Source organism: Brevundimonas sp. M1A4_2e (assembly GCF_053345555.1).
This window is the reverse complement of record NZ_JBKFAI010000007.1, coordinates 80,795-97,587: the sequence shown is the minus strand read 5'-3', so window position 1 is coordinate 97,587 and position 16,793 is coordinate 80,795. Positions and strand designations below refer to the sequence as shown.

Here is a 16,793-nt window from a genome sequence, read left to right as displayed (position 1 = left end):
AGGTAGGGGACGGCCTGAACCGTTGCCGTCTACGCCAACATGACCGCTAGGCCCGCAGCGAGGATGTATTTACGCCACAACTGGACGCGTTGGATATCGACCATTGGGAGACTTTCAGATGAGAGCCGGCGACGGCTCTGAATTGGGGCCGCAGGCTTCGGAAGGAGAACGGTGGGCGGCGGTCATCGCCGCCCACGGTCCGTTGGTGCGAGGGGGCTCAGTCCTCGATCCCCTCCGATTTACGATGCTTGACCGCCTTGGCTGCAAAGGTCGGCAGGACCAGGAGCGTCAGCACCGTCGCGGTCAGAAGGCCGCCGATAACCACGGTGGCCAGCGGCTTCTGCACCTCGGCCCCTGCGCCGTGGGCCAGCGCCATCGGGATGAAGCCGACGATGGCCACCAGGGCGGTGGTCAGCACCGCCCTGAGACGGCTGGACGCGCCTTCGATGGCCGCCGCCACAGGCTCCAGGCCGGCCTGGAGCCGCTCCCGGATCGCCTGCATCAGCACCAGGCCGTTCAGGGTCGCGACGCCGGAGACGGCGATGAAGCCGACCGCCGCCGAGACCGAGAACGGCATCCCCCTGAGCAACAGCGCCAGAGCCCCGCCGACCAGGGCCAGCGGCACGCAGGCGAAGACCAGTCCCGCCTCCGCGAATGACCCGAGCGCCATGAACAGCAGGACGCCGATCAGGATGAAGACGATGGGAATGACCAGTCCCAGGCGTTGCTCGGCCCGTTTCAGGTTTTCGAACTGTCCGCCCCAATCCAGCCGATAGCCGACCGGAAGAGCGACCTCGCTCACCGCAGCCTGGGCGTCGGTCACGAAGCCGCCGAGGTCGCGACCGCGCACATTGGCCTGGACCACCATGCGCCGGCTGCCGTTCTCGCGGCTGATCTGGTTCGGTCCTTCCGCCGTCTCGATGCGGGCGACCGAAGACAGGGGGACGATCACCCCCGTGCTCGAGACGATGGGCAGGGCGGCCAGGGTCGCCGGATCATTGCGTGCGTCGTCGGGCAGACGCACGACCACGTCGAAGCGACGGTCGCCCTCGAAGATCCGCCCCGCCTCGGCGCCGCCGATGGCGGCCGAGACCGCCTCCGAGACATCCGCGGCGGACAGGCCGTAGTTGGCGGCCGCGAAGCGATCGACGCTGATGGTCAGGGTCGGCAGACCGGAGGCCTGCTCCACCCGTACATCGGCCGATCCAGGCGTGGCCCTCAGTTTGGCCGCGACTGCTTCCGCCGTCTTCTGCAGGGTGTCGAAGTCGTCGCCATAGACCATGACGGCCAGGTCGGTCCGTACGCCCGAGATCAGTTCGTTGAACCGTAGCTCGATCGGCTGGCTGAACTCGAAATTATTTCCGATCTGCTGGCTGGCGACCTGTTCGATGCGAGCGATCAGGTCTTCCTTCGCCAGCTTCGGATCAGGCCAGTCTTTGCGGTCCTTGAGGATGATGACCGCGTCCGAGATGTTGGGCGGCATGGGGTCGACGGCGGCCTCCGCCGTACCGGTCCTGGAGAAGATCGTCTCCACTTCCGGCTGGGCCTTGATGGCGCGTTCCAGCGCCATCTGCATGGCCAGGGACTGATCCAGAGAGGCCGAAGGCACGCGCAGGGCCTGCATGGCGATGTCGCCCTCGTCCAGGGTCGGGATGAATTCCCGGCCCAGGGTCATGAAGGAGACCGCGCCCACGCCCAACATCGCCAGGGCGGCGATCAGGACGATCTTGGGACGCGCCACCGCCGCCGTAATGGCCGGTTGAATCCAGCGTCGGGCGAAGCGAAGGATGCGTGTCTCATGCTCCTCGGCCTTGCCGTCCGGTCCCAGATGGACCGTCTTGGGATCGCGCACGAGCAGGGCCGTCATCGCCGGCACGAAGGTGAAGGAGAAGATGAAGGCGCCGACCAGGGCCAGCATGACCGTCGCCCCCATCGGCACAAAGGTCTTGCCCTCCACCCCTTCCAGCATCAGCAGGGGCGTGAAGACCAGCAGGATGATGAGCTGGCCGAAGGCGGCCGGTTTGATCATCTGCCGGGCCGCCTGGACGGCTACGCCGAGGCGCTCATGCCGGGTCAGCATACGCCCCAGCTCGCCCCGCCTCTGGGTCAGCATCAGCAGGGTGTTCTCGATCACCACCACGCCGCCGTCGACCATAAGGCCGAAGTCGAGCGCGCCCAGGCTCATCAGGTTTCCGCTGATGCCGAACCGGTTCATGCCGATGACCGCGAACAGGAAGGATAACGGGATCATCAGGGCCGTGATCGCCGCCGCCCGGAAGTTTCCGAGCAGCAGGAACAGGACGACGATGACGAACAGGGCGCCTTCGATCAGGTTCCGCGCCACGGTCGAAATGGTCGAATTGACCAGATCGCTTCGATTCAGAACCGGTACGGCCACCACGCTTGGCGGCAGGGAGGCCCCGACCTGCTCCAACCTCTCGGCGGCCGCCTGAGCCACCGTACGGCTGTTTTCGCCGGCCAGCATCAGGGCGGTGCCGAGGACCGCCTCGTGGCCGTCGCGGCTGGCCCCGCCGAGGCGCGGCGCCTGGCCGATCTCGACCTTGGCCACATCGGCGACCCGAACCACCAGGCCGCCGCGATTGACGACCGGCGCCTGAGCCAGATCCTCGATCGTCGTCGCCAGGGCGTCGGTGCGGACCACCAGGGCCTCGCCAGCGCGCTGGACATAGCCGGCGCCGGCCTGGGTGTTGGCGCGGTCGAGCGCCTGCACCAGGTCGTTCATGCCCAGGCCGTAGCGGGTCAGGGCCGCGGCGTCGGGACGGACGGCGTATTCCTTCACATAGCCGTCGTTGACGTCGATCCCGGCCAGACCGGGGGCCGTGCGCATCTGCGGGGCGATGATCCAGTCCTGAACCGTGCGCAGATAGGTGGCGCGTTGCTGCGGCGCGGTCAGCCGCTCGCCTTCCGGCGTCAGATAGGCGCCGTCCGCCTGCCAGCCGGGCTGGCCGGTCGCGACCGTGGTCTTGGGGCTGAAGGGGACGTAGTCGACCGTCCACATCAGCACCTCGCCCAGGCCCGTCGTGATGGCCGACAGATTGGGTTCGACGCCTTCTGGCAGTTTGTCCGACGCCTGGCGCATCCGCTCCGCCACCTGCTGGCGGGCGAAGTAGATGTCGGTCTGATCAGTGAAGACGACGGTGATCTGGCTGAAGCCGTTGCGAGACAGAGAGCGGGTGCTCTGGAGTCCCGGAATGCCGGCCATGGCCGTCTCGAGCGGGTAGGTGACCTGCCTTTCGATCTGCTCGGGCGCGAGCGCCGGGGCGACGGTCGTGATCTGGACCTGTCGGTTGGTGATGTCGGGAACGGCGTCGATCGGCAGCTTGGTCAGTTCGAACAGACCGAAGGCGGCGACGAGCGCCACAGTCAGGACAACGAACCAGCGGAAGCGGACGGACGCCTCAATGAGAGCTTTGAACATGATCCATCGCTCCTAGTGGCCGTGCTCGGCTTCGCCCTTGGCGAGCTCCGCCTTGAGCAGGAAGGCCTTGGCGCCGGCGATGCGTTCGCCGCCGGTCAGGCCGCGCAGAATCTCGGTCCGGCCGCCGGCCTGGCGGCCGACCATGACCGGGACGGCCTGGAAGCCGCCGTCGACCTGGACGAAGACGACGGTCCCCCCCTCGACCGTCTGCACGGCCTCGGTGGGAACGGTCAGGCCATCGGCTTCTCCGCCCGTCACCAGAGCGCCGCTAACAGGCGATCCCGCGGGCGGCAGGGCGCCGCCGGTCGGCCGGGCGCGAATGAGCGTCGCGCCGCTCTCGCCGGCTCCGCCCACGGCTACGCCCGTAACGATGGCGTCGAATTCACCGGTCGGACCTTGCACCCGCAACGACGAACCCGCCCGCACCTGGGCGGCGAGCGCAGGCGGGGCGTTGAACACCAGTTCCACACGAGCGGGATTGGTGACCTCTGCGACCACGCCGCCCTGGGGCGTGAAGCCGCCCGGACCGACCTGAACTGATGTCACCACGCCCGAGATCGGGCTGGAGACGCTGATGCGGCCCGACGCATTGGGACCGCCCGCCGCCGACGCCCGAGCACGAGCGGCTCGCGCGGCGGCGTCAGCGCTCAGCGATTGAGCGCGTGAGGTTTCAACCTCCTGACGCGCCACAACCCCTTGGGACGCCAGGCTGTCGTTCCTTTGATAGGCGCGCCGCGCCGCATCAGCAGCAGCGGCGGCGGCGTCGGCGTCGGCGTGGAAGGTGGCGGCTTCACCGCTGACCAGCACCGCCAGGGCCTGGCCGGCGCGCACGGACTGGCCCGGCGCGACCAGGACGCGCTCGACCCGACCGCCGACGGAGGCGGCCACGGCGGCGCGGGCGTCGATCATGGGCTCCACACGCCCGGCAAGACGGGTCTCGCCGCCCCCGCCACGTCCGACCGCCATGACTGTGATGCCCGCCGCCTCGATCTGAGCCGGCGTCAGGGCGATGACGCCTTCTTTGGCTTCGCCAGCGGCCTCGCCCTCGTGGCCGGCTTCAGCGGCTGCCGGAACCGGCGCCGTGGGCGCGGGATCGTCGCGGGTCATAAGGAAGGCCGCGCCGCCGATGACGAGGACCGCCACGGCGGCCCCGGCCATCAGCCAGGTCTTTCTGGTCTTGATCTGGGTTTTCACAGGGCGGCTCCAAACGGGATGCGGCTTTGCAGGCGCGCGAGGTCGATTTCCGCCCGGACCCGCGCGAGGCGGGCGTCGACGGCGGCGTTGCGGGCGGAGATCAGGGCGGCGCGGGACGCGCGCAGTTCAAGCTGGGAAATGCGCCCCGCTTCAAAACCCAACCGGGACAGGCGATAGGCCTCCTCGGCCGAGGTCACGCCGGCGTCGGTCGCTCCCACACGGCTGGCGGAGGCGTTCAGTCGGGCCAGGGCTGCGCTTCGGTCGGCGGATTCATCGAGACGGGCGCCGTCGAGGCGGGCGTCGGCCGCCCGGAACTCGGCCTGCGCCGCCTGGATGTTTCCCCGGTTTCGATCGAACAGCGGCAAGGGCATGCTCACGCCGAACGTCAATGCGGTGGCGTCTTCGGCTTCATACCGAGTGACGCCGACAGAGGCGCTGACGTTCGGGCGAGCATTGATCCGCTCCACCCGGATACGTCGCTCGGCCGTATCGCGCTCCGCCTCCGCCAGGCGCACGACGGGCGAAACCGCTCCGGAACGATCCGGCGCCGAAGGCGCACGATCCAGAACGCCCGCATCAATGGAGGTGACGGCCGTCGGCAGCATGGCCGTCGCCGTCAACCGGGCGAAGGCGGCCTCGCGTTCGGCGCCCGCCTCATCAAGCGACGCACGCGCCGAAGCCGCCTCGGTTTCTGCCTGAATGCCGCGCAGCAGGGGTTCTCGTCCCTCCTCCACGAGCAACAGGGCTGCGCGGGCGTCCGCCAGGGTGATCGTCAAGGCCTCCTTGGCCAGTTGAAAGCGACGATCTGCGGCCTCGGCTTCGGCGTAGACCAGCGCCAGACGGCCCGCCGCATCGACGCCGGCGAGATCGCGACGAAGAGCGGATGCGCCGGCTTCGCCGCGCGCAACGTCCACCCTGGCGCCCCTGCGTCCCCAGAGCTCTAGATCCTGGGTCAGGGCCAGGCTGGTCTCGGCGTTGCGGTAGCCATCATAAGGACCGCTCCCCAGGACGCCGTCAGCGGTTATGCCGACAATTGGATTGGGACGCGTGCGCGCCTGTCGGACCCGCGCCTCGGCGGCGTCGAACAGGGCGCCGGCCTCGACGTTGACGGGCGTCTGGCCGATGCGTTCAAGCAGGGTTTCGTAGCTCGGCGCTGGATCTGCCCAGGCAGGCGCAGCGGCCGCTGTCGCTATCGCGACCACGGCGCAGCCGGCCGCCAGAAGCGACAGCCGACGATGTGAGGAAGACATGGTTCATTTCCCAGATTTCTGACGGATGGGCGCACGAAGGCGCGGCATTCGCGTCAGAGTCTGGGAGGGCGATCCGGACCGGCGGGCGTTCGAGACGCCATCAGGTCGCTCTTCGGCGCCTTCGCGTCGTCAGCCTTGTTCAGGTTGGCCGGAACAAGGATCGACGCCGGCTGCATGCCCGTTGAGCCGTGATGACAATGACCATGGGCGCAACCGCCGTGTTTCAGGTCGCCGCCTGTATCATGATCAGGAGAGGTCGAAAGGGACGAAGCCGCGACATCAGCCCGCGCCTCTGGCGCACAGGCCGCCGCGTCAGCGGCCGGCAGGAAACCGAACACGACGATGACGAGCGCGAGAAGCGCCCCCACCGCGAATGTCCTGTTCGACCATTCAAACATGGCCTTTTCCTACCACAGTATGAGCCCCCGGCAATGCCGTCATGGTCGCACCGTCACCGGTAGCCCGGCAGATCGGAGACGGCAGGCTCACCCCGAATTCCATACCCGACTTGGACGATGTCTGGCCGTCCCGGCTCATTTCGGCCGCCATTGCAGCAGGCGCATGGCGTTTGCGGTCACCAGCACGGTCGCCCCGGTGTCGGCGAGGATAGCCGGCCAGAGGCCGGTGACGCCGATCACCGTCGTGACCAGGAAGACCGCCTTCAAGCCCAGGGCGATGGTGATGTTCTGACGGATGTTGCCCATCACATCCCTGGACAAAAGGATCATGTCGGGAATGTCCTGAACACGGCCGTGCAGCACGGCCGCATCGGCTGTTTCCAAGGCCACATCAGCCCCTCCGCCCATGGCGATGCCGACATGGGCTGCGGCAAGTGCGGGCGCGTCATTTATTCCATCGCCGACCTTGGCGACGACAAGGCCTTCGGCCTGCAGTTCTTTGACGATCCTCTGCTTGTCCTGCGGCAGCAGTTCGGCCCGCGCCTCTACGCCCAGACCGATCGCGACCGCCTCCGCGGTGCGCCGGTTGTCTCCGGTCAACATCACAACGCGCACACCCATGGCCTTGAGCCGCGCCAGCCCGGCCGCCGCATCCGGGCGCGCCTCGTCCCTTATGGCCAGGAAGCCCGCCGCCTGACCATCGACCAGCAGAACCGAAACCGTCTTGCCAGCGGCGTTGAAGCCCGCGATCGCCTCGTCCTGAGAGGCCGAAGGCGGAGATCGCCGAGCGGCGGCCTGGGGCGATCCCAGAAAGACATGCACGCCGTCCACTATCCCTTCGACGCCCTCCCCCGCGATCGCCCGGGCCGACGAAGCCGGCTGGATGGACACGCCGTCGGCCGTCGCACGATTGAGGATGGCCAGGGCCAAGGGGTGGCTCGATCCGGTTTCCAGGGCCGCCGAAAGGGCAAGCACTTCCGCCTGAGTCCGCGCGCCGGCCACGATGTCGGTCACAACGGGTTTGCCGGACGTCAGCGTTCCGGTCTTGTCGATGGCGACGGCGGTGATCTTGCCCAGGGTTTCGAGCACGGCACCGCCCTTCATCAGCAATCCTCGCCGTGCGCCAGCGGAAAGACCCGCAGCTATGGCCGCCGGCGTCGAGATCACGAGGGCGCAGGGGCAGCCGATCAGGAGGATCGCCAGACCCTTGTAAATCCACTCGCCCCACGATCCGCCGAACATGAGCGGCGGGACGGTCGCGACCAGGGCACCGACGACAAGAACCACGGGGGTATAGATTGTCGAGAAACGGTCGATGAAACGCTCGGTCGGCGACTTCGATTCCTGCGCCTCCTCCACCAGACGAACAACCCGCGCAATGGTGTTGTCGGCGGCGGTCGCCGTGACCCTAACCCGCAGGACGCCGCCCACATTGATGGTCCCAGCGTAGACGGGATCCCCCGCCATTTTCCGCTTGGGCACGCTTTCGCCCGTCACCGGCGCTTCGTCGATTTCGCCCTCGCCTTCAACGACGACGCCGTCCGCCGTTACGCGGTCGCCTGGTCTCACGAGGATGACGACGCCGAGCGCAAGGCTTTCAGCCGGTACTTCACTGACCTGGCCATCGGCTTCGATCAGGGCGGTCTTGGGCACCAGGTCGGTCAGGCCCTGGATGCTCTTGCGGGCCCGTCCCGCAGCAACACCCTCCAGCATTTCGCCGACCAGGAACAGAAGGACGACGGCGGCCGCCTCTTCCGCGGCTCCGATGAAGACCGCCCCGACCGCCGCGATCGTCATCAGCATCTCGATCGAGAACGGCGTCCCGTACCGCGCGGCGGTGATCGCACGCCAGCCAACCGGAACGAGGCCTACCGCCAGGGCGACCAGGAAGGCTCCACGCTCCATCGCCGGGAACAGGGCGCCGAGGAGGTAGGCCGCGACCAGGGCCACGCCGCAAGCCGCAGTAAGCTTGGCCTTGCGGGTCCACCACCAGGGCCCGCGCATGGTCTCGCCGTCGTCGCCTTGCCGGGCTTCCGTCGATCCCTCTGAAGGCTCCAGAGGGACGAGAACTTCAGCGCCATAGCCCAGATTGCGAACCTGGCGAACAACCCCGTCCGACATGAAGTCGGCGCCGTGCTCGACCTTCAGTAGACCAGAGGAGACAGTCACCGCGACATTCGTCACGCCCGACAGCTTGCGCACCGCCGTTTCGACCTTGGAGCCGCAGCTAGCGCAATCCATGCCGGTCACGCGATATCGGGTTTCCACGGCGTCCAGGGTTTCCATCGTCACGAGGGGCTCCTTGTTTCGAACTCCGGGCGACGCTACTTCCTCTAGCGACTAGAGGAGCAAGCGGTAAAATGAGCCAGGGCGTAACGATCGGCCAGGCGTCGAAGGCCAGCGGGATCAAGCCGCCGACGATCCGCTACTATGAGCAGATTCAGCTCCTGCCGTCGCCGCCGCGCACTGAGGGGAACCGTCGCCTCTATGACGACGGCGACCTGCGACGCCTGCGGTTCATTCGACACGCGCGTGAACTTGGGTTCGAGATTGAACCGATCCGCGAACTTCTGGCGTTGGCGGGAGACCCGAACGGTCCTTGCGAAACCGCAGACAGCATCGCTCGGGCCCACCTCGACGATATCGACCACAAGATCGCGCGCCTCACCGCCCTACGGGTCGAGGTCGCCCGCATGGCGAACTGTCCCAACGGCTCGACGGCGGATTGCCGCGTGATAGAGGTGCTTGGCGACCACAGCGGATGCCTGAGCGACACGCACTAGCTAGACTCAGGACACGTCGACCAGGGTCAGAAGATGAGGGTGGCGACGGCGAACAGGTTCCAGGGATCAGGCGCCTTCAAACGGCTGGCCAGCGACGGCCGCCCCCGTCCGAGACCTCGCCATGGCTTGCCAGTTCCTATAATTCTATTATCTTGGAATTATGGAATCAGAACCCGCCATCCTAGCTCTCGCCGCCTTGGCGCAGCCCACGCGCCTTGAGACCTTCCGCCTCCTGGTGCGGCACGAACCCGAGGGCCTGCCCGCCGGCGAGATCGCGGACGCCCTGGCGGTTCCGGCCAACACCATGTCGGCCCACCTCGGGGTTCTGTCCCGCGCAGGCCTGATCAGTTCCGAGCGTCGCAGCCGGTCGATCATCTACCGGGCGGACCTCGATCGCCTCCAGGCGCTGGTGCTCTTCCTGCTGAAGGACTGCTGTCAGGGCCGCGCCGAGCTGTGCGAGCCGCTGCTGGCTGAACTCTCGCTCTCGCCCTGCCGCACCTGAGGCTCCCATGGACGTCGTCATCTATCACAACCCCGCCTGCGGGACCTCGCGCAACACCCTGGCCCTGGTCCGTCACGTCGGGATCGAGCCGCACGTCGTCGAGTATCTGAAGACGCCGCCCAGCCGCGCCATGATCGCGGGGCTAGCCGAGCGCATGGGCGTGCCGCTCCGCAGCCTTCTGCGCGAGAAGGGCACGCCTTTCGCCGAACTAGGGCTGAGCGATCCCGCCCTGACCGACGACCAGTTGCTCGACGCCATCGAAGCCCATCCGGTTCTGCTGAACCGTCCTATCGTCGTGTCCCCGCTCGGGGTGAAGCTGTGCCGGCCGTCCGAGGCGGTGCTCGATCTCCTGCCGTCGGAGGGGCTGAAGCCCTTCACCAAGGAGGACGGCGAGGTCGTCATCGACGCCGAGGGCCGGAGGGTCCGCTGATGGTCGATGCCGTGATTACTGAACAGCCGCAGCCCCGCCTCTCCTTCCTGGACCGCTGGCTGACATTGTGGATTTTCGCCGCCATGGCGCTGGGCGTGCTGCTGGGCACGGTCGTGCCGGGGCTTCCCGGCTGGATCAACGGCCTGTCGGTCGGGACGACCAACATCCCCATCGCCATCGGCCTGATCCTGATGATGTATCCGCCGCTGGCGCGCGTGAAGTACGAGGAACTGCCGCGCGTCTTCGCCGACAAGCGGGTGCTTGCCCTGTCCCTGTTCCAGAACTGGGTGCTGGGGCCGGTGTTGATGTTCGCCCTGGCGGTCATCTTCCTGCGCGATCAGCCGGAATATATGACTGGGGTCATCCTGATCGGTCTGGCCCGCTGCATCGCCATGGTGCTGGTCTGGAACCAGTTGGCGCGCGGCGACAACCAGTACGTAGCGGGTCTGGTCGCCTTCAACTCGATCTTCCAGATCGCCTTCTTCAGCCTCTACGCCTGGCTGTTCTTGACCGTGTTGCCGCCCCTGTTCGGGCTGGAGAGCAGCGTGGTCGATGTCAGCGTCTGGACCATCGCCGGCGCCGTCCTGATCTATCTGGGCCTGCCCTTCCTCGGCGGCTTCCTGACCCGGCGCACCCTGGTCGCTAGCAAGGGCGCCGATTGGTATGAAACGCGCTTCCTGCCGCGCATCGCGCCGATCACCCTGATCGCCCTGCTCTTCACCATCGTCTCCATGTTCAGCCTGAAGGGCGGCGAGGTGGTCGCCCTGCCGCTGGACGCCCTGCGCATCGCCATCCCGCTGACGATCTACTTCTTTGTCATGTTCGTGGTCAGCTTCCTGATGGGGCGGCTGATCGAAGCGGACTATCCGCGCACCACGGCCCTGGCCTTCACCGCCGCCTCCAACAATTTCGAACTGGCGATCGCCGTCGCCATCGCGGCCTTCGGGCTGGCCTCGCCGGTGGCTTTCGCCGCCGTCATCGGCCCTCTGGTCGAGGTGCCGGTCTTGATCCTGCTGGTCTCGGTCGCCCTGTGGCTGGGCCGCCGTTACTTCCCCGACACAGCGCCGAAGAAGGACGCCTGCTGATGGCCTTCAACGCCATGGAGTTGCCCGAGCCCACTCCCGACCTGATCGCCGGGTTGGAGGCCGCAGGCCTGCCGACGGATGATCTCCATGAGGCCGGCCGTCGCTTCTATCGCTTCGAGGATGACCGCGGCCTGATTGGCTACGGCGGAATGGAGCACGCCGGACCTGCCATCCTGATCCGCTCCATCGCCGTCATCGACGGTCGTCGGAACGCCGGCCTGGGCGCGGAGATCCTGTCCTGGCTCGAAGCCGAGGCGTCCCAGCTACAGGCGACCGCCCTCTACCTCCTCACGACCTCAGCGACCGCCTTCTTCCAGCGGCACGGCTACGTCGTCCTGCCCCGTTCGGCGGCGCCGCCCGCCATAGCCGCCTCCCGGCAGTTCAGCACCCTGTGCCCGGCCTCGGCGGCTTTCATGTTCAAGGAGTTGCCTACCCAATGACCCGCCTACGCGTCCTGCCCGATCCCGACCACATGCCGGCACTCGACCCAGCCTACCTGTCCTCCCGGCCCGCGCTAGGCCTCGGTCCGAACGATCATCCGCCTCGCATCCTGCTGCTCTACGGCTCGCTGCGGGACCGCTCTTTTTCCCGGCTGTGCGTCGAGGAGGCCGCGCGGCTTCTGCGCTTCATGGGCTGCGAGACGCGCATCTTCGATCCGTCCGATCTGCCACTGACGGATCAGGTCGACTACGACGACCATCCCGCCGTCCACGAACTGCGCGAGCACGCCCTGTGGTCCGAAGGCATGGTCTGGAGCAGCCCGGAACGCCACGGTCAGATTTCCGGGATCATGAAGCTTCAGATCGACCACCTGCCGCTAAACATGGGAGGCATGCGCCCGACCCAAGGTCGCACCCTGGCGGTCATGCAGGTCTCGGGCGGCTCGCAGAGTTTCAACGCGGTCAACACCCTGCGCCTGCTCGGCCGCTGGATGCGGATGATCACCATCCCCAACCAGTCCAGCGTGGCTAAGGCCTTCACGGAGTTCGACGACGACGGCCGCATGAAGCCGTCCAGCTACTACGACCGCATTGTCGATGTGATGGAGGAACTCGTGCGCTTCACTGTCCTGACCCGCGCCCATGCCGGTCCGTTGGTGGATCGCTATTCCGAACGGAAAGCGTCAGGCGTGCCGATCGATGCGGCCAACGACCTGTCTGCGATCGCTATCAGGTCAGCTTAGCGCCAGCCGCCATCTGACGATCCCAAGCCCTAGGCCTCTCTAGCCGCAGCAGCCCTTGCCATCCTCCTGAATCGGCGGACAGGGCACATCGGCATAGGAACAGAAGACGCAGCAGTCGCCTGGCAGGGGCTTCAGTTTCACGCCGCAGCCGAGGCAGTCGTAGAACCAGATGCAGGCGTCAGTGGGCATGGTCTCGGTCGCGACATGGCCGCAATGCGGACAGGTCAGCGTCGACTGGAGCAGGACAGGCGCACTCATTCAACGGTCACCATTCGGATTGGGCGCAAGCCAGGCCCGTCGCCCTGCGCCGAAGCGCGGGATGATCTGGACATAGACAAGCTCTGCGATGAGTTCGACCAACGTCTGGGCCACGATTATGGCGGGGAGAATGGGTACGGCCCCGGGGACAGCCAGGGCGAGCGGCAGGACCACCAGAGAATTTCGAGTCCCCGCGCTGAAAGCGACGGCGCGCCCTGCCTCAGGGTTCAGGCGCGCCAGACGCGACACAGCCCATCCAGCGATCGGCGCCAGCACCGCGAAGGCGACATAGACCGGCACGACGCCCAAGGTCTTGTCCAACGCCTGCCCGAGTTGCGGAACCACGGCCGCGACCACGACGAACAGCACCAGGGCCGTCGCCGGCACCGGCGCCAGCCCAAGCCAGGATGACACCCGCTCTCCCGTTGAGGAGCGGGCGGCCCAGGCCTGGACCGCCACCGCCAGCGCAAAGGGAATGACAATCAGCCAGACGAAGGCATGGATGAACGGTCCGGGCTGCACGTAGCCCGCCGCCTCGGCGCCCAGGAACAGGCGCAGATAGATCGGCAATAGGGCCATCTGCGCGATCAGCAGGACCGGCGTCGAGGCCAACAGCAACCGGGCGTCCGCCCGCCCCAGGTGGGCGAAGGTCACAACATAGTCAATACACGGGCACAGCAGCACCATCAGGACGCCCAGACGGATCAGGGGGTCGGCCGGCAGGAACTGGACCAGTCCGAGCACCAGCACGGGCACGGCGATGAAGTTGACCGCCAGCAAGGCCCCCATGAACCGGAGTTCGCGCAGCGCCCGACCGAGGGCGGCCATAGGAACCTGCAGGAAGGTGACGAACAGCATCAAGGCCAGGGCCGGATTGATCGTCCCTTCCCATGCTTCCGTGCCGGGGATGAGGAGCCCTACCGCCACTGCGCCGATTACGGCGGCGAAGTAGATCCAGACCTGCCGCGCTTCCAGAGCGTCTCGTAGCGCAGAGGTCTTCATGCCGTCACCCTGACCTTCGGACGCGCGACGAAGAACCCGATCGCCAGCGCCACGACGACAACCAGTTGGGCGAATACGCCTTCGACGGTCGGATAGAAGCCCAGCCAGTCAATCCGGGGCAGAGCCAGCGGATGCAGGCTGATCAACCCGGCTTCTTGCAAGGCCGCAACGCCCTTGCCCGCGAGAACGACGGCGAGGATCGCCATCAGGACGGCGCTGTACTGGAAGAATTTCGAGATCGGCAGGCTTCGGCTGAGGCGCAACATCACCCAGGCCACAACCGCCAGCACGACCGCCGCAGCGCCGATCCCCGCGAGCATGGCCGCCCCGCCGCCCTGCGTCCACAAGGCGGTCAGGAAGAGGATGGTCTCGAACACCTCCCGGTAGACGACGATGAAGGCGAGGAGGAACAGGAACCAGGCCGACTTCTTCGACAGGGCCTTTGAGAGTTTCTCACGGATGTAGACCTGCCAGGCGTCAGCCTGGGCCTTGCCGTGCATCCAGAGCCCGACCGAGATCAACACGGCTGAGGCGATCAGAGAGCCAAAGCCCTCAGTGAGTTCGCGGCTCGCGCCGCTGATGGTGATCAGATAGGTCGCCGTCACCCAGGTCAGGCCGCCGGCGACCAGGGCCGCCACCCACCCGCCGTGGACATAGGGAAGCACGTCGGTCCGCTCAGCCTTGCGGAGGAAGGCGATCATGGCCACCACGATCAGCAGCGCTTCCAGGCCCTCGCGGAGCAGGACGGCGAAGGCCCCCAGGAAACTCGAGGTATTGCTGGCCTGATCCGGCTCCAGAGAGCGGGCGGCGTCGGCGAACAAGCCGTCCAGTTGTTCAATCTCGGCGCGCACCTCACTGACCGATGCATTGCGGCTGATGGCGCCCCGAACCTGCCCCATGGCGGTTTCGATCCGCAGCATGAGGGCCTTGTCCCGTGCGGTCAGCATGGGCTCCACGGGCTCGAATCCGTCGAGATAGGCGGCGAGCGCGAGATCGGTCGCCTTGCGTTTGTCACCCGCCTCATAGGCCGCCAGACTCTCGCGCAGCTTGCGCCGGGCGATATCCAGAGAACCGCTCGACTGTTGGCTGACAGCCTCGGGATGACGCCGAAGATAGGCGGTCAGCGCATCGGCCTTGGCCTCGCCGACGATGTCGGCCAGGGCGACCGGCGTCATCTGGGACAGCGCCTTCAGGTCGGGGAAACGCGCACGAACCGTCGCATCTTCCGTCCAGAGCTTCTCACCCTCCGCAGCCTGTTCCTCACTGAAGGCGAACCGGCCGACATAGAAGGCCAGGTCCCACTGCTCATCGGTCGGCAGGTAGGCAAAGCTCGCCATCGCCGTGCCGTCGAGGCCCTGATTGATGACCTGGTACAAGCCGAAGGCGCTGCGTTGGCGCGCCCGCTCGACGTCGGCGAAGGCGATGGCCGGCGGGTCGAGATCGGCCGCGAGCGGGCCGTCGCCGCCGCCAGCGGCGCCGTGGCAAGACGCGCAGTTTTCGGCGTAGAGCTTTGCCCCTCGGGTCAGGTCAGGCATGCGGATCGGCGCCAGCGGCGTCGGATAGGCCGCGAGGAGTTCGGTCGCCAAGGTATGGGCCTGTCCGGCGACGGCCTTGGGATCTTGCTTGGCGGTGATCGCCGCTTCCAGGGCCCTGGCTTTAGCGATCAGAGCCGGCTGAGCTGGATGGGTCGGCAAGGCGGCGATCCGTTCACGCACCTGCCCCGCGAACTCATTCATTTCCGCATACTCGGGCGGACTGATCACCTGGCCGTTCTGGACCGCCCCGCTGTAGTCGACCGCGAGGTAATCAAGCAGACGCCACGCCGTTTGAGACGAAGCGACCTCCTGGGCCGCTACGGCCGTCGGCGCGCTTCCCATAAAGGCCAGCGCGACGATGCTGAACGCCAAAACGCGGACGCAGTTTTTCAGATCGGTTATCATTCGCAATCGTCTAGGCGCAATGACCCTCAAGGCCAAGCCTCGCCGGCGACGCTTTCACACCTACTCCTTGCATCCGCAGGAGCCATCAATGTTGCAGGACGTCGGCGGACTGCGCGGCCTCATGCCCACCAGGACCGCTCCCAGAGCAATCAACATGAGCGCGCCGCAAGCGATAGCATCCCAGTTCTGGCTCAAGGCGATCCCCAAAGCGGCCAGGGTCGCCCCTCCCATCACCAACGCGACGATCGGCACGGCGCAGCAGACTGCGCAGGCGCCCGCCAAGCCGAGAACGACCCAAAGCGGCCTGATCTTCTTGCCGGGCGTCTGCTCGCGCGTCATCGCACGAGGTCCATCAGCAGGGGTTCGACTCGCGGCCACATGAGGGCCAGGGCGAGCATGAAGGTCGAGAGGCTCATCATGATCAAGGTCGAGCGAGCGATCGGATGGCCCTGGCGGAAGGTTCGCCAGGCCAGCCAGCTCCATGCCGCAAGGACGATCAGAAGAGCGAGGCCCGTGATCCACATATGGGCGCCTGCGAACCACGCCAGAACCGCGCCTGATGCGCCCAGGGCCAGGATCGGAAACGCCAACGGCACGACGCAGCAGGCCGCGCAGCCGAGAACCGCGCCGGACGTCGCGACGATGGAACCGGCCCCGACGGCCTTCTGGTTAGGGTCGCCTTTTGCGGGCTCTGCGTTCAAAGGGGTGCCGGGATTGAGAGACGTCATGTTCGGCAGCATCCACAGGTTAGAGACTGGGTCGGGCGACCCGCAGGACTCGAAAGGCGCGCCTGGCGCCGATCCGATGGACGCCTTGTAGGACTTAAAGTAACTTGAGGTTCAAGCCCTATTCGTCGAGGACAAGAATGGACCGCGAGCTTTCGATCGGCGCCCTCGCCAAGCGCAGCGGTGCGACTCCGCCGACCATCCGCTACTATGAACAGATCGGGCTTGTGCGCCGGGCCGAACGTCGGGACGGAGGTCACCGCACCTATGGCGACGCCGACCTCCAGCGTCTGACTTTCATACGCCGATGCCGCGAACTGGGTTTCCCCATCGAGCAGGTCCGCAGCCTGATCGAACTGCTCGAAAACGGCGGTGACCGTTCCTGCCTCGACGCACGCGACCTTGCACACCAGAATCTGAACGTCGTTCGAACGAAACTCGATGAACTCAAAGCCCTCGAAGCCGACCTGGCGAAGCTTGTGAGCGACTGCGACGCCGCCTGTGCCAGCGGTCCCAGTCCGGATTGCGTCATCCTGGAAGACCTGGCCCAGACGCGACAGAAATCCTGCTGCGGACCCAAGGCGGCCTAACGACCAGCCGCCAG

17 protein-coding genes are annotated in these 16,793 nt (G+C 66.8%); 7 read left to right on the top strand and 10 right to left on the bottom strand.

Going from position 1 to position 16,793, the window contains the following annotated elements; genetic code table 11:
- Window positions 1–217 precede the first annotated feature (217 nt).
- The 5 genes from ACLBV5_RS13860 to ACLBV5_RS13840 all read right to left on the bottom strand — a co-directional run bounded on the left by ACLBV5_RS13860 (window position 218) and on the right by ACLBV5_RS13840 (window position 8,567).
- Complete coding sequence (locus tag ACLBV5_RS13860) at window positions 218–3,439, bottom strand: efflux RND transporter permease subunit (protein ID WP_447606024.1); 3,222 nt, start codon at window positions 3,437–3,439, stop codon at window positions 218–220.
- Window positions 3,440–3,451: 12 nt separating this feature from the next.
- Entirely contained in the window at window positions 3,452–4,633 is a 1,182-nt protein-coding gene (locus ACLBV5_RS13855) for an efflux RND transporter periplasmic adaptor subunit (RefSeq protein WP_447606023.1), read from the bottom strand.
- Window positions 4,630–5,883: a TolC family protein gene (locus tag ACLBV5_RS13850; RefSeq protein WP_447606022.1), complete on the bottom strand. Its 1,254-nt coding sequence runs from the start codon at window positions 5,881–5,883 to the stop codon at window positions 4,630–4,632. The genes ACLBV5_RS13855 and ACLBV5_RS13850 overlap by 4 nt, the downstream gene beginning before the upstream one ends.
- Before the next feature lie 53 nt (window positions 5,884–5,936).
- Complete coding sequence (locus tag ACLBV5_RS13845) at window positions 5,937–6,281, bottom strand: hypothetical protein (RefSeq protein WP_447606021.1); 345 nt, start codon at window positions 6,279–6,281, stop codon at window positions 5,937–5,939.
- A 135-nt stretch (window positions 6,282–6,416) separates the two neighbouring features.
- Window positions 6,417–8,567, bottom strand: a complete 2,151-nt coding sequence (locus ACLBV5_RS13840) for a heavy metal translocating P-type ATPase (protein WP_447606067.1) — start codon at window positions 8,565–8,567, stop codon at window positions 6,417–6,419.
- A gap of 74 nt (window positions 8,568–8,641) precedes the next feature.
- On the opposite strand from ACLBV5_RS13840, the gene ACLBV5_RS13835 reads away from it, so the two are divergent.
- The 6 genes from ACLBV5_RS13835 (at window position 8,642) to arsH (ending at window position 12,264) form a co-directional block, all read left to right on the top strand.
- Window positions 8,642–9,064 (top strand): MerR family transcriptional regulator, encoded by a 423-nt coding sequence (locus ACLBV5_RS13835; protein ID WP_303718293.1) that lies wholly within the window; start codon window positions 8,642–8,644, stop codon window positions 9,062–9,064.
- A 160-nt stretch (window positions 9,065–9,224) separates the two neighbouring features.
- Complete coding sequence (locus ACLBV5_RS13830; protein ID WP_303718294.1) at window positions 9,225–9,566, top strand: ArsR/SmtB family transcription factor; 342 nt, start codon at window positions 9,225–9,227, stop codon at window positions 9,564–9,566.
- A 7-nt stretch (window positions 9,567–9,573) separates the two neighbouring features.
- Window positions 9,574–9,996 carry an arsenate reductase (glutaredoxin) gene (gene arsC / locus ACLBV5_RS13825; protein ID WP_447606020.1) on the top strand — a complete coding sequence of 141 codons (423 nt, stop codon included), beginning with the start codon at window positions 9,574–9,576 and terminating at the stop codon, window positions 9,994–9,996.
- The gene (arsB, locus tag ACLBV5_RS13820; protein ID WP_447606019.1) at window positions 9,996–11,081 is read left to right on the top strand and encodes an ACR3 family arsenite efflux transporter; all 1,086 of its coding nucleotides are present in this window, start codon (window positions 9,996–9,998) and stop codon (window positions 11,079–11,081) included. The genes arsC and arsB overlap by 1 nt, the downstream gene beginning before the upstream one ends.
- A complete protein-coding gene (gene arsN2 / locus ACLBV5_RS13815; protein ID WP_303718297.1) occupies window positions 11,081–11,521 on the top strand; it encodes an arsenic resistance N-acetyltransferase ArsN2 in 441 nt (146 codons plus the stop codon). Before arsB ends, arsN2 begins: the two co-directional genes overlap by 1 nt.
- Entirely contained in the window at window positions 11,518–12,264 is a 747-nt protein-coding gene (gene arsH / locus ACLBV5_RS13810) for an arsenical resistance protein ArsH (RefSeq protein WP_303718298.1), read from the top strand. Before arsN2 ends, arsH begins: the two co-directional genes overlap by 4 nt.
- A 39-nt stretch (window positions 12,265–12,303) precedes the next feature.
- Here arsH and ACLBV5_RS13805 read toward each other — a convergent pair whose 3' ends face one another.
- Genes ACLBV5_RS13805 through ACLBV5_RS13785 form a run of 5 tightly spaced genes read right to left on the bottom strand, consistent with a single transcriptional unit; the run spans window position 12,304 to window position 16,204 of the window.
- Window positions 12,304–12,522, bottom strand: coding sequence for a GDCCVxC domain-containing (seleno)protein (locus ACLBV5_RS13805; protein WP_447606018.1), 219 nt, complete (start codon window positions 12,520–12,522; stop codon window positions 12,304–12,306).
- Complete coding sequence (locus tag ACLBV5_RS13800; protein ID WP_447606017.1) at window positions 12,523–13,524, bottom strand: arsenic resistance protein; 1,002 nt, start codon at window positions 13,522–13,524, stop codon at window positions 12,523–12,525.
- Window positions 13,521–15,464 carry an FTR1 family protein gene (locus tag ACLBV5_RS13795; protein WP_447606016.1) on the bottom strand — a complete coding sequence of 648 codons (1,944 nt, stop codon included), beginning with the start codon at window positions 15,462–15,464 and terminating at the stop codon, window positions 13,521–13,523. Before ACLBV5_RS13795 ends, ACLBV5_RS13800 begins: the two co-directional genes overlap by 4 nt.
- Before the next feature lie 60 nt (window positions 15,465–15,524).
- Window positions 15,525–15,803, bottom strand: a complete 279-nt coding sequence (locus ACLBV5_RS13790) for a hypothetical protein (RefSeq protein WP_447606015.1) — start codon at window positions 15,801–15,803, stop codon at window positions 15,525–15,527.
- A complete protein-coding gene (locus tag ACLBV5_RS13785; RefSeq protein WP_447606014.1) occupies window positions 15,800–16,204 on the bottom strand; it encodes a hypothetical protein in 405 nt (134 codons plus the stop codon). Before ACLBV5_RS13785 ends, ACLBV5_RS13790 begins: the two co-directional genes overlap by 4 nt.
- A gap of 125 nt (window positions 16,205–16,329) precedes the next feature.
- Here ACLBV5_RS13785 and ACLBV5_RS13780 point away from each other — a divergent pair, with 125 nt between their 5' ends.
- Window positions 16,330–16,779: a MerR family transcriptional regulator gene (locus ACLBV5_RS13780; protein WP_447606013.1), complete on the top strand. Its 450-nt coding sequence runs from the start codon at window positions 16,330–16,332 to the stop codon at window positions 16,777–16,779.
- Window positions 16,780–16,793 lie beyond the last annotated feature (14 nt).

Coding starts and splice junctions, on each gene's coding strand:
- ACLBV5_RS13860 (WP_447606024.1), bottom strand. CDS start 3,439: ATGTTCAAAGCTCTCATTGAGGCGTCCGTCCGCTTCCGCTGGTTCGTT.
- ACLBV5_RS13850 (WP_447606022.1), bottom strand. CDS start 5,883: ATGTCTTCCTCACATCGTCGGCTGTCGCTTCTGGCGGCCGGCTGCGCC.
- ACLBV5_RS13845 (WP_447606021.1), bottom strand. CDS start 6,281: ATGTTTGAATGGTCGAACAGGACATTCGCGGTGGGGGCGCTTCTCGCG.
- ACLBV5_RS13840 (WP_447606067.1), bottom strand. CDS start 8,567: ATGGAAACCCTGGACGCCGTGGAAACCCGATATCGCGTGACCGGCATG.
- ACLBV5_RS13835 (WP_303718293.1), top strand. CDS start 8,642: ATGAGCCAGGGCGTAACGATCGGCCAGGCGTCGAAGGCCAGCGGGATC.
- ACLBV5_RS13830 (WP_303718294.1), top strand. CDS start 9,225: ATGGAATCAGAACCCGCCATCCTAGCTCTCGCCGCCTTGGCGCAGCCC.
- arsC (WP_447606020.1), top strand. CDS start 9,574: ATGGACGTCGTCATCTATCACAACCCCGCCTGCGGGACCTCGCGCAAC.
- arsB (WP_447606019.1), top strand. CDS start 9,996: ATGGTCGATGCCGTGATTACTGAACAGCCGCAGCCCCGCCTCTCCTTC.
- arsN2 (WP_303718297.1), top strand. CDS start 11,081: ATGGCCTTCAACGCCATGGAGTTGCCCGAGCCCACTCCCGACCTGATC.
- arsH (WP_303718298.1), top strand. CDS start 11,518: ATGACCCGCCTACGCGTCCTGCCCGATCCCGACCACATGCCGGCACTC.
- ACLBV5_RS13805 (WP_447606018.1), bottom strand. CDS start 12,522: ATGAGTGCGCCTGTCCTGCTCCAGTCGACGCTGACCTGTCCGCATTGC.
- ACLBV5_RS13800 (WP_447606017.1), bottom strand. CDS start 13,524: ATGAAGACCTCTGCGCTACGAGACGCTCTGGAAGCGCGGCAGGTCTGG.
- ACLBV5_RS13795 (WP_447606016.1), bottom strand. CDS start 15,464: ATGATAACCGATCTGAAAAACTGCGTCCGCGTTTTGGCGTTCAGCATC.
- ACLBV5_RS13790 (WP_447606015.1), bottom strand. CDS start 15,803: ATGACGCGCGAGCAGACGCCCGGCAAGAAGATCAGGCCGCTTTGGGTC.
- ACLBV5_RS13785 (WP_447606014.1), bottom strand. CDS start 16,204: ATGCTGCCGAACATGACGTCTCTCAATCCCGGCACCCCTTTGAACGCA.
- ACLBV5_RS13780 (WP_447606013.1), top strand. CDS start 16,330: ATGGACCGCGAGCTTTCGATCGGCGCCCTCGCCAAGCGCAGCGGTGCG.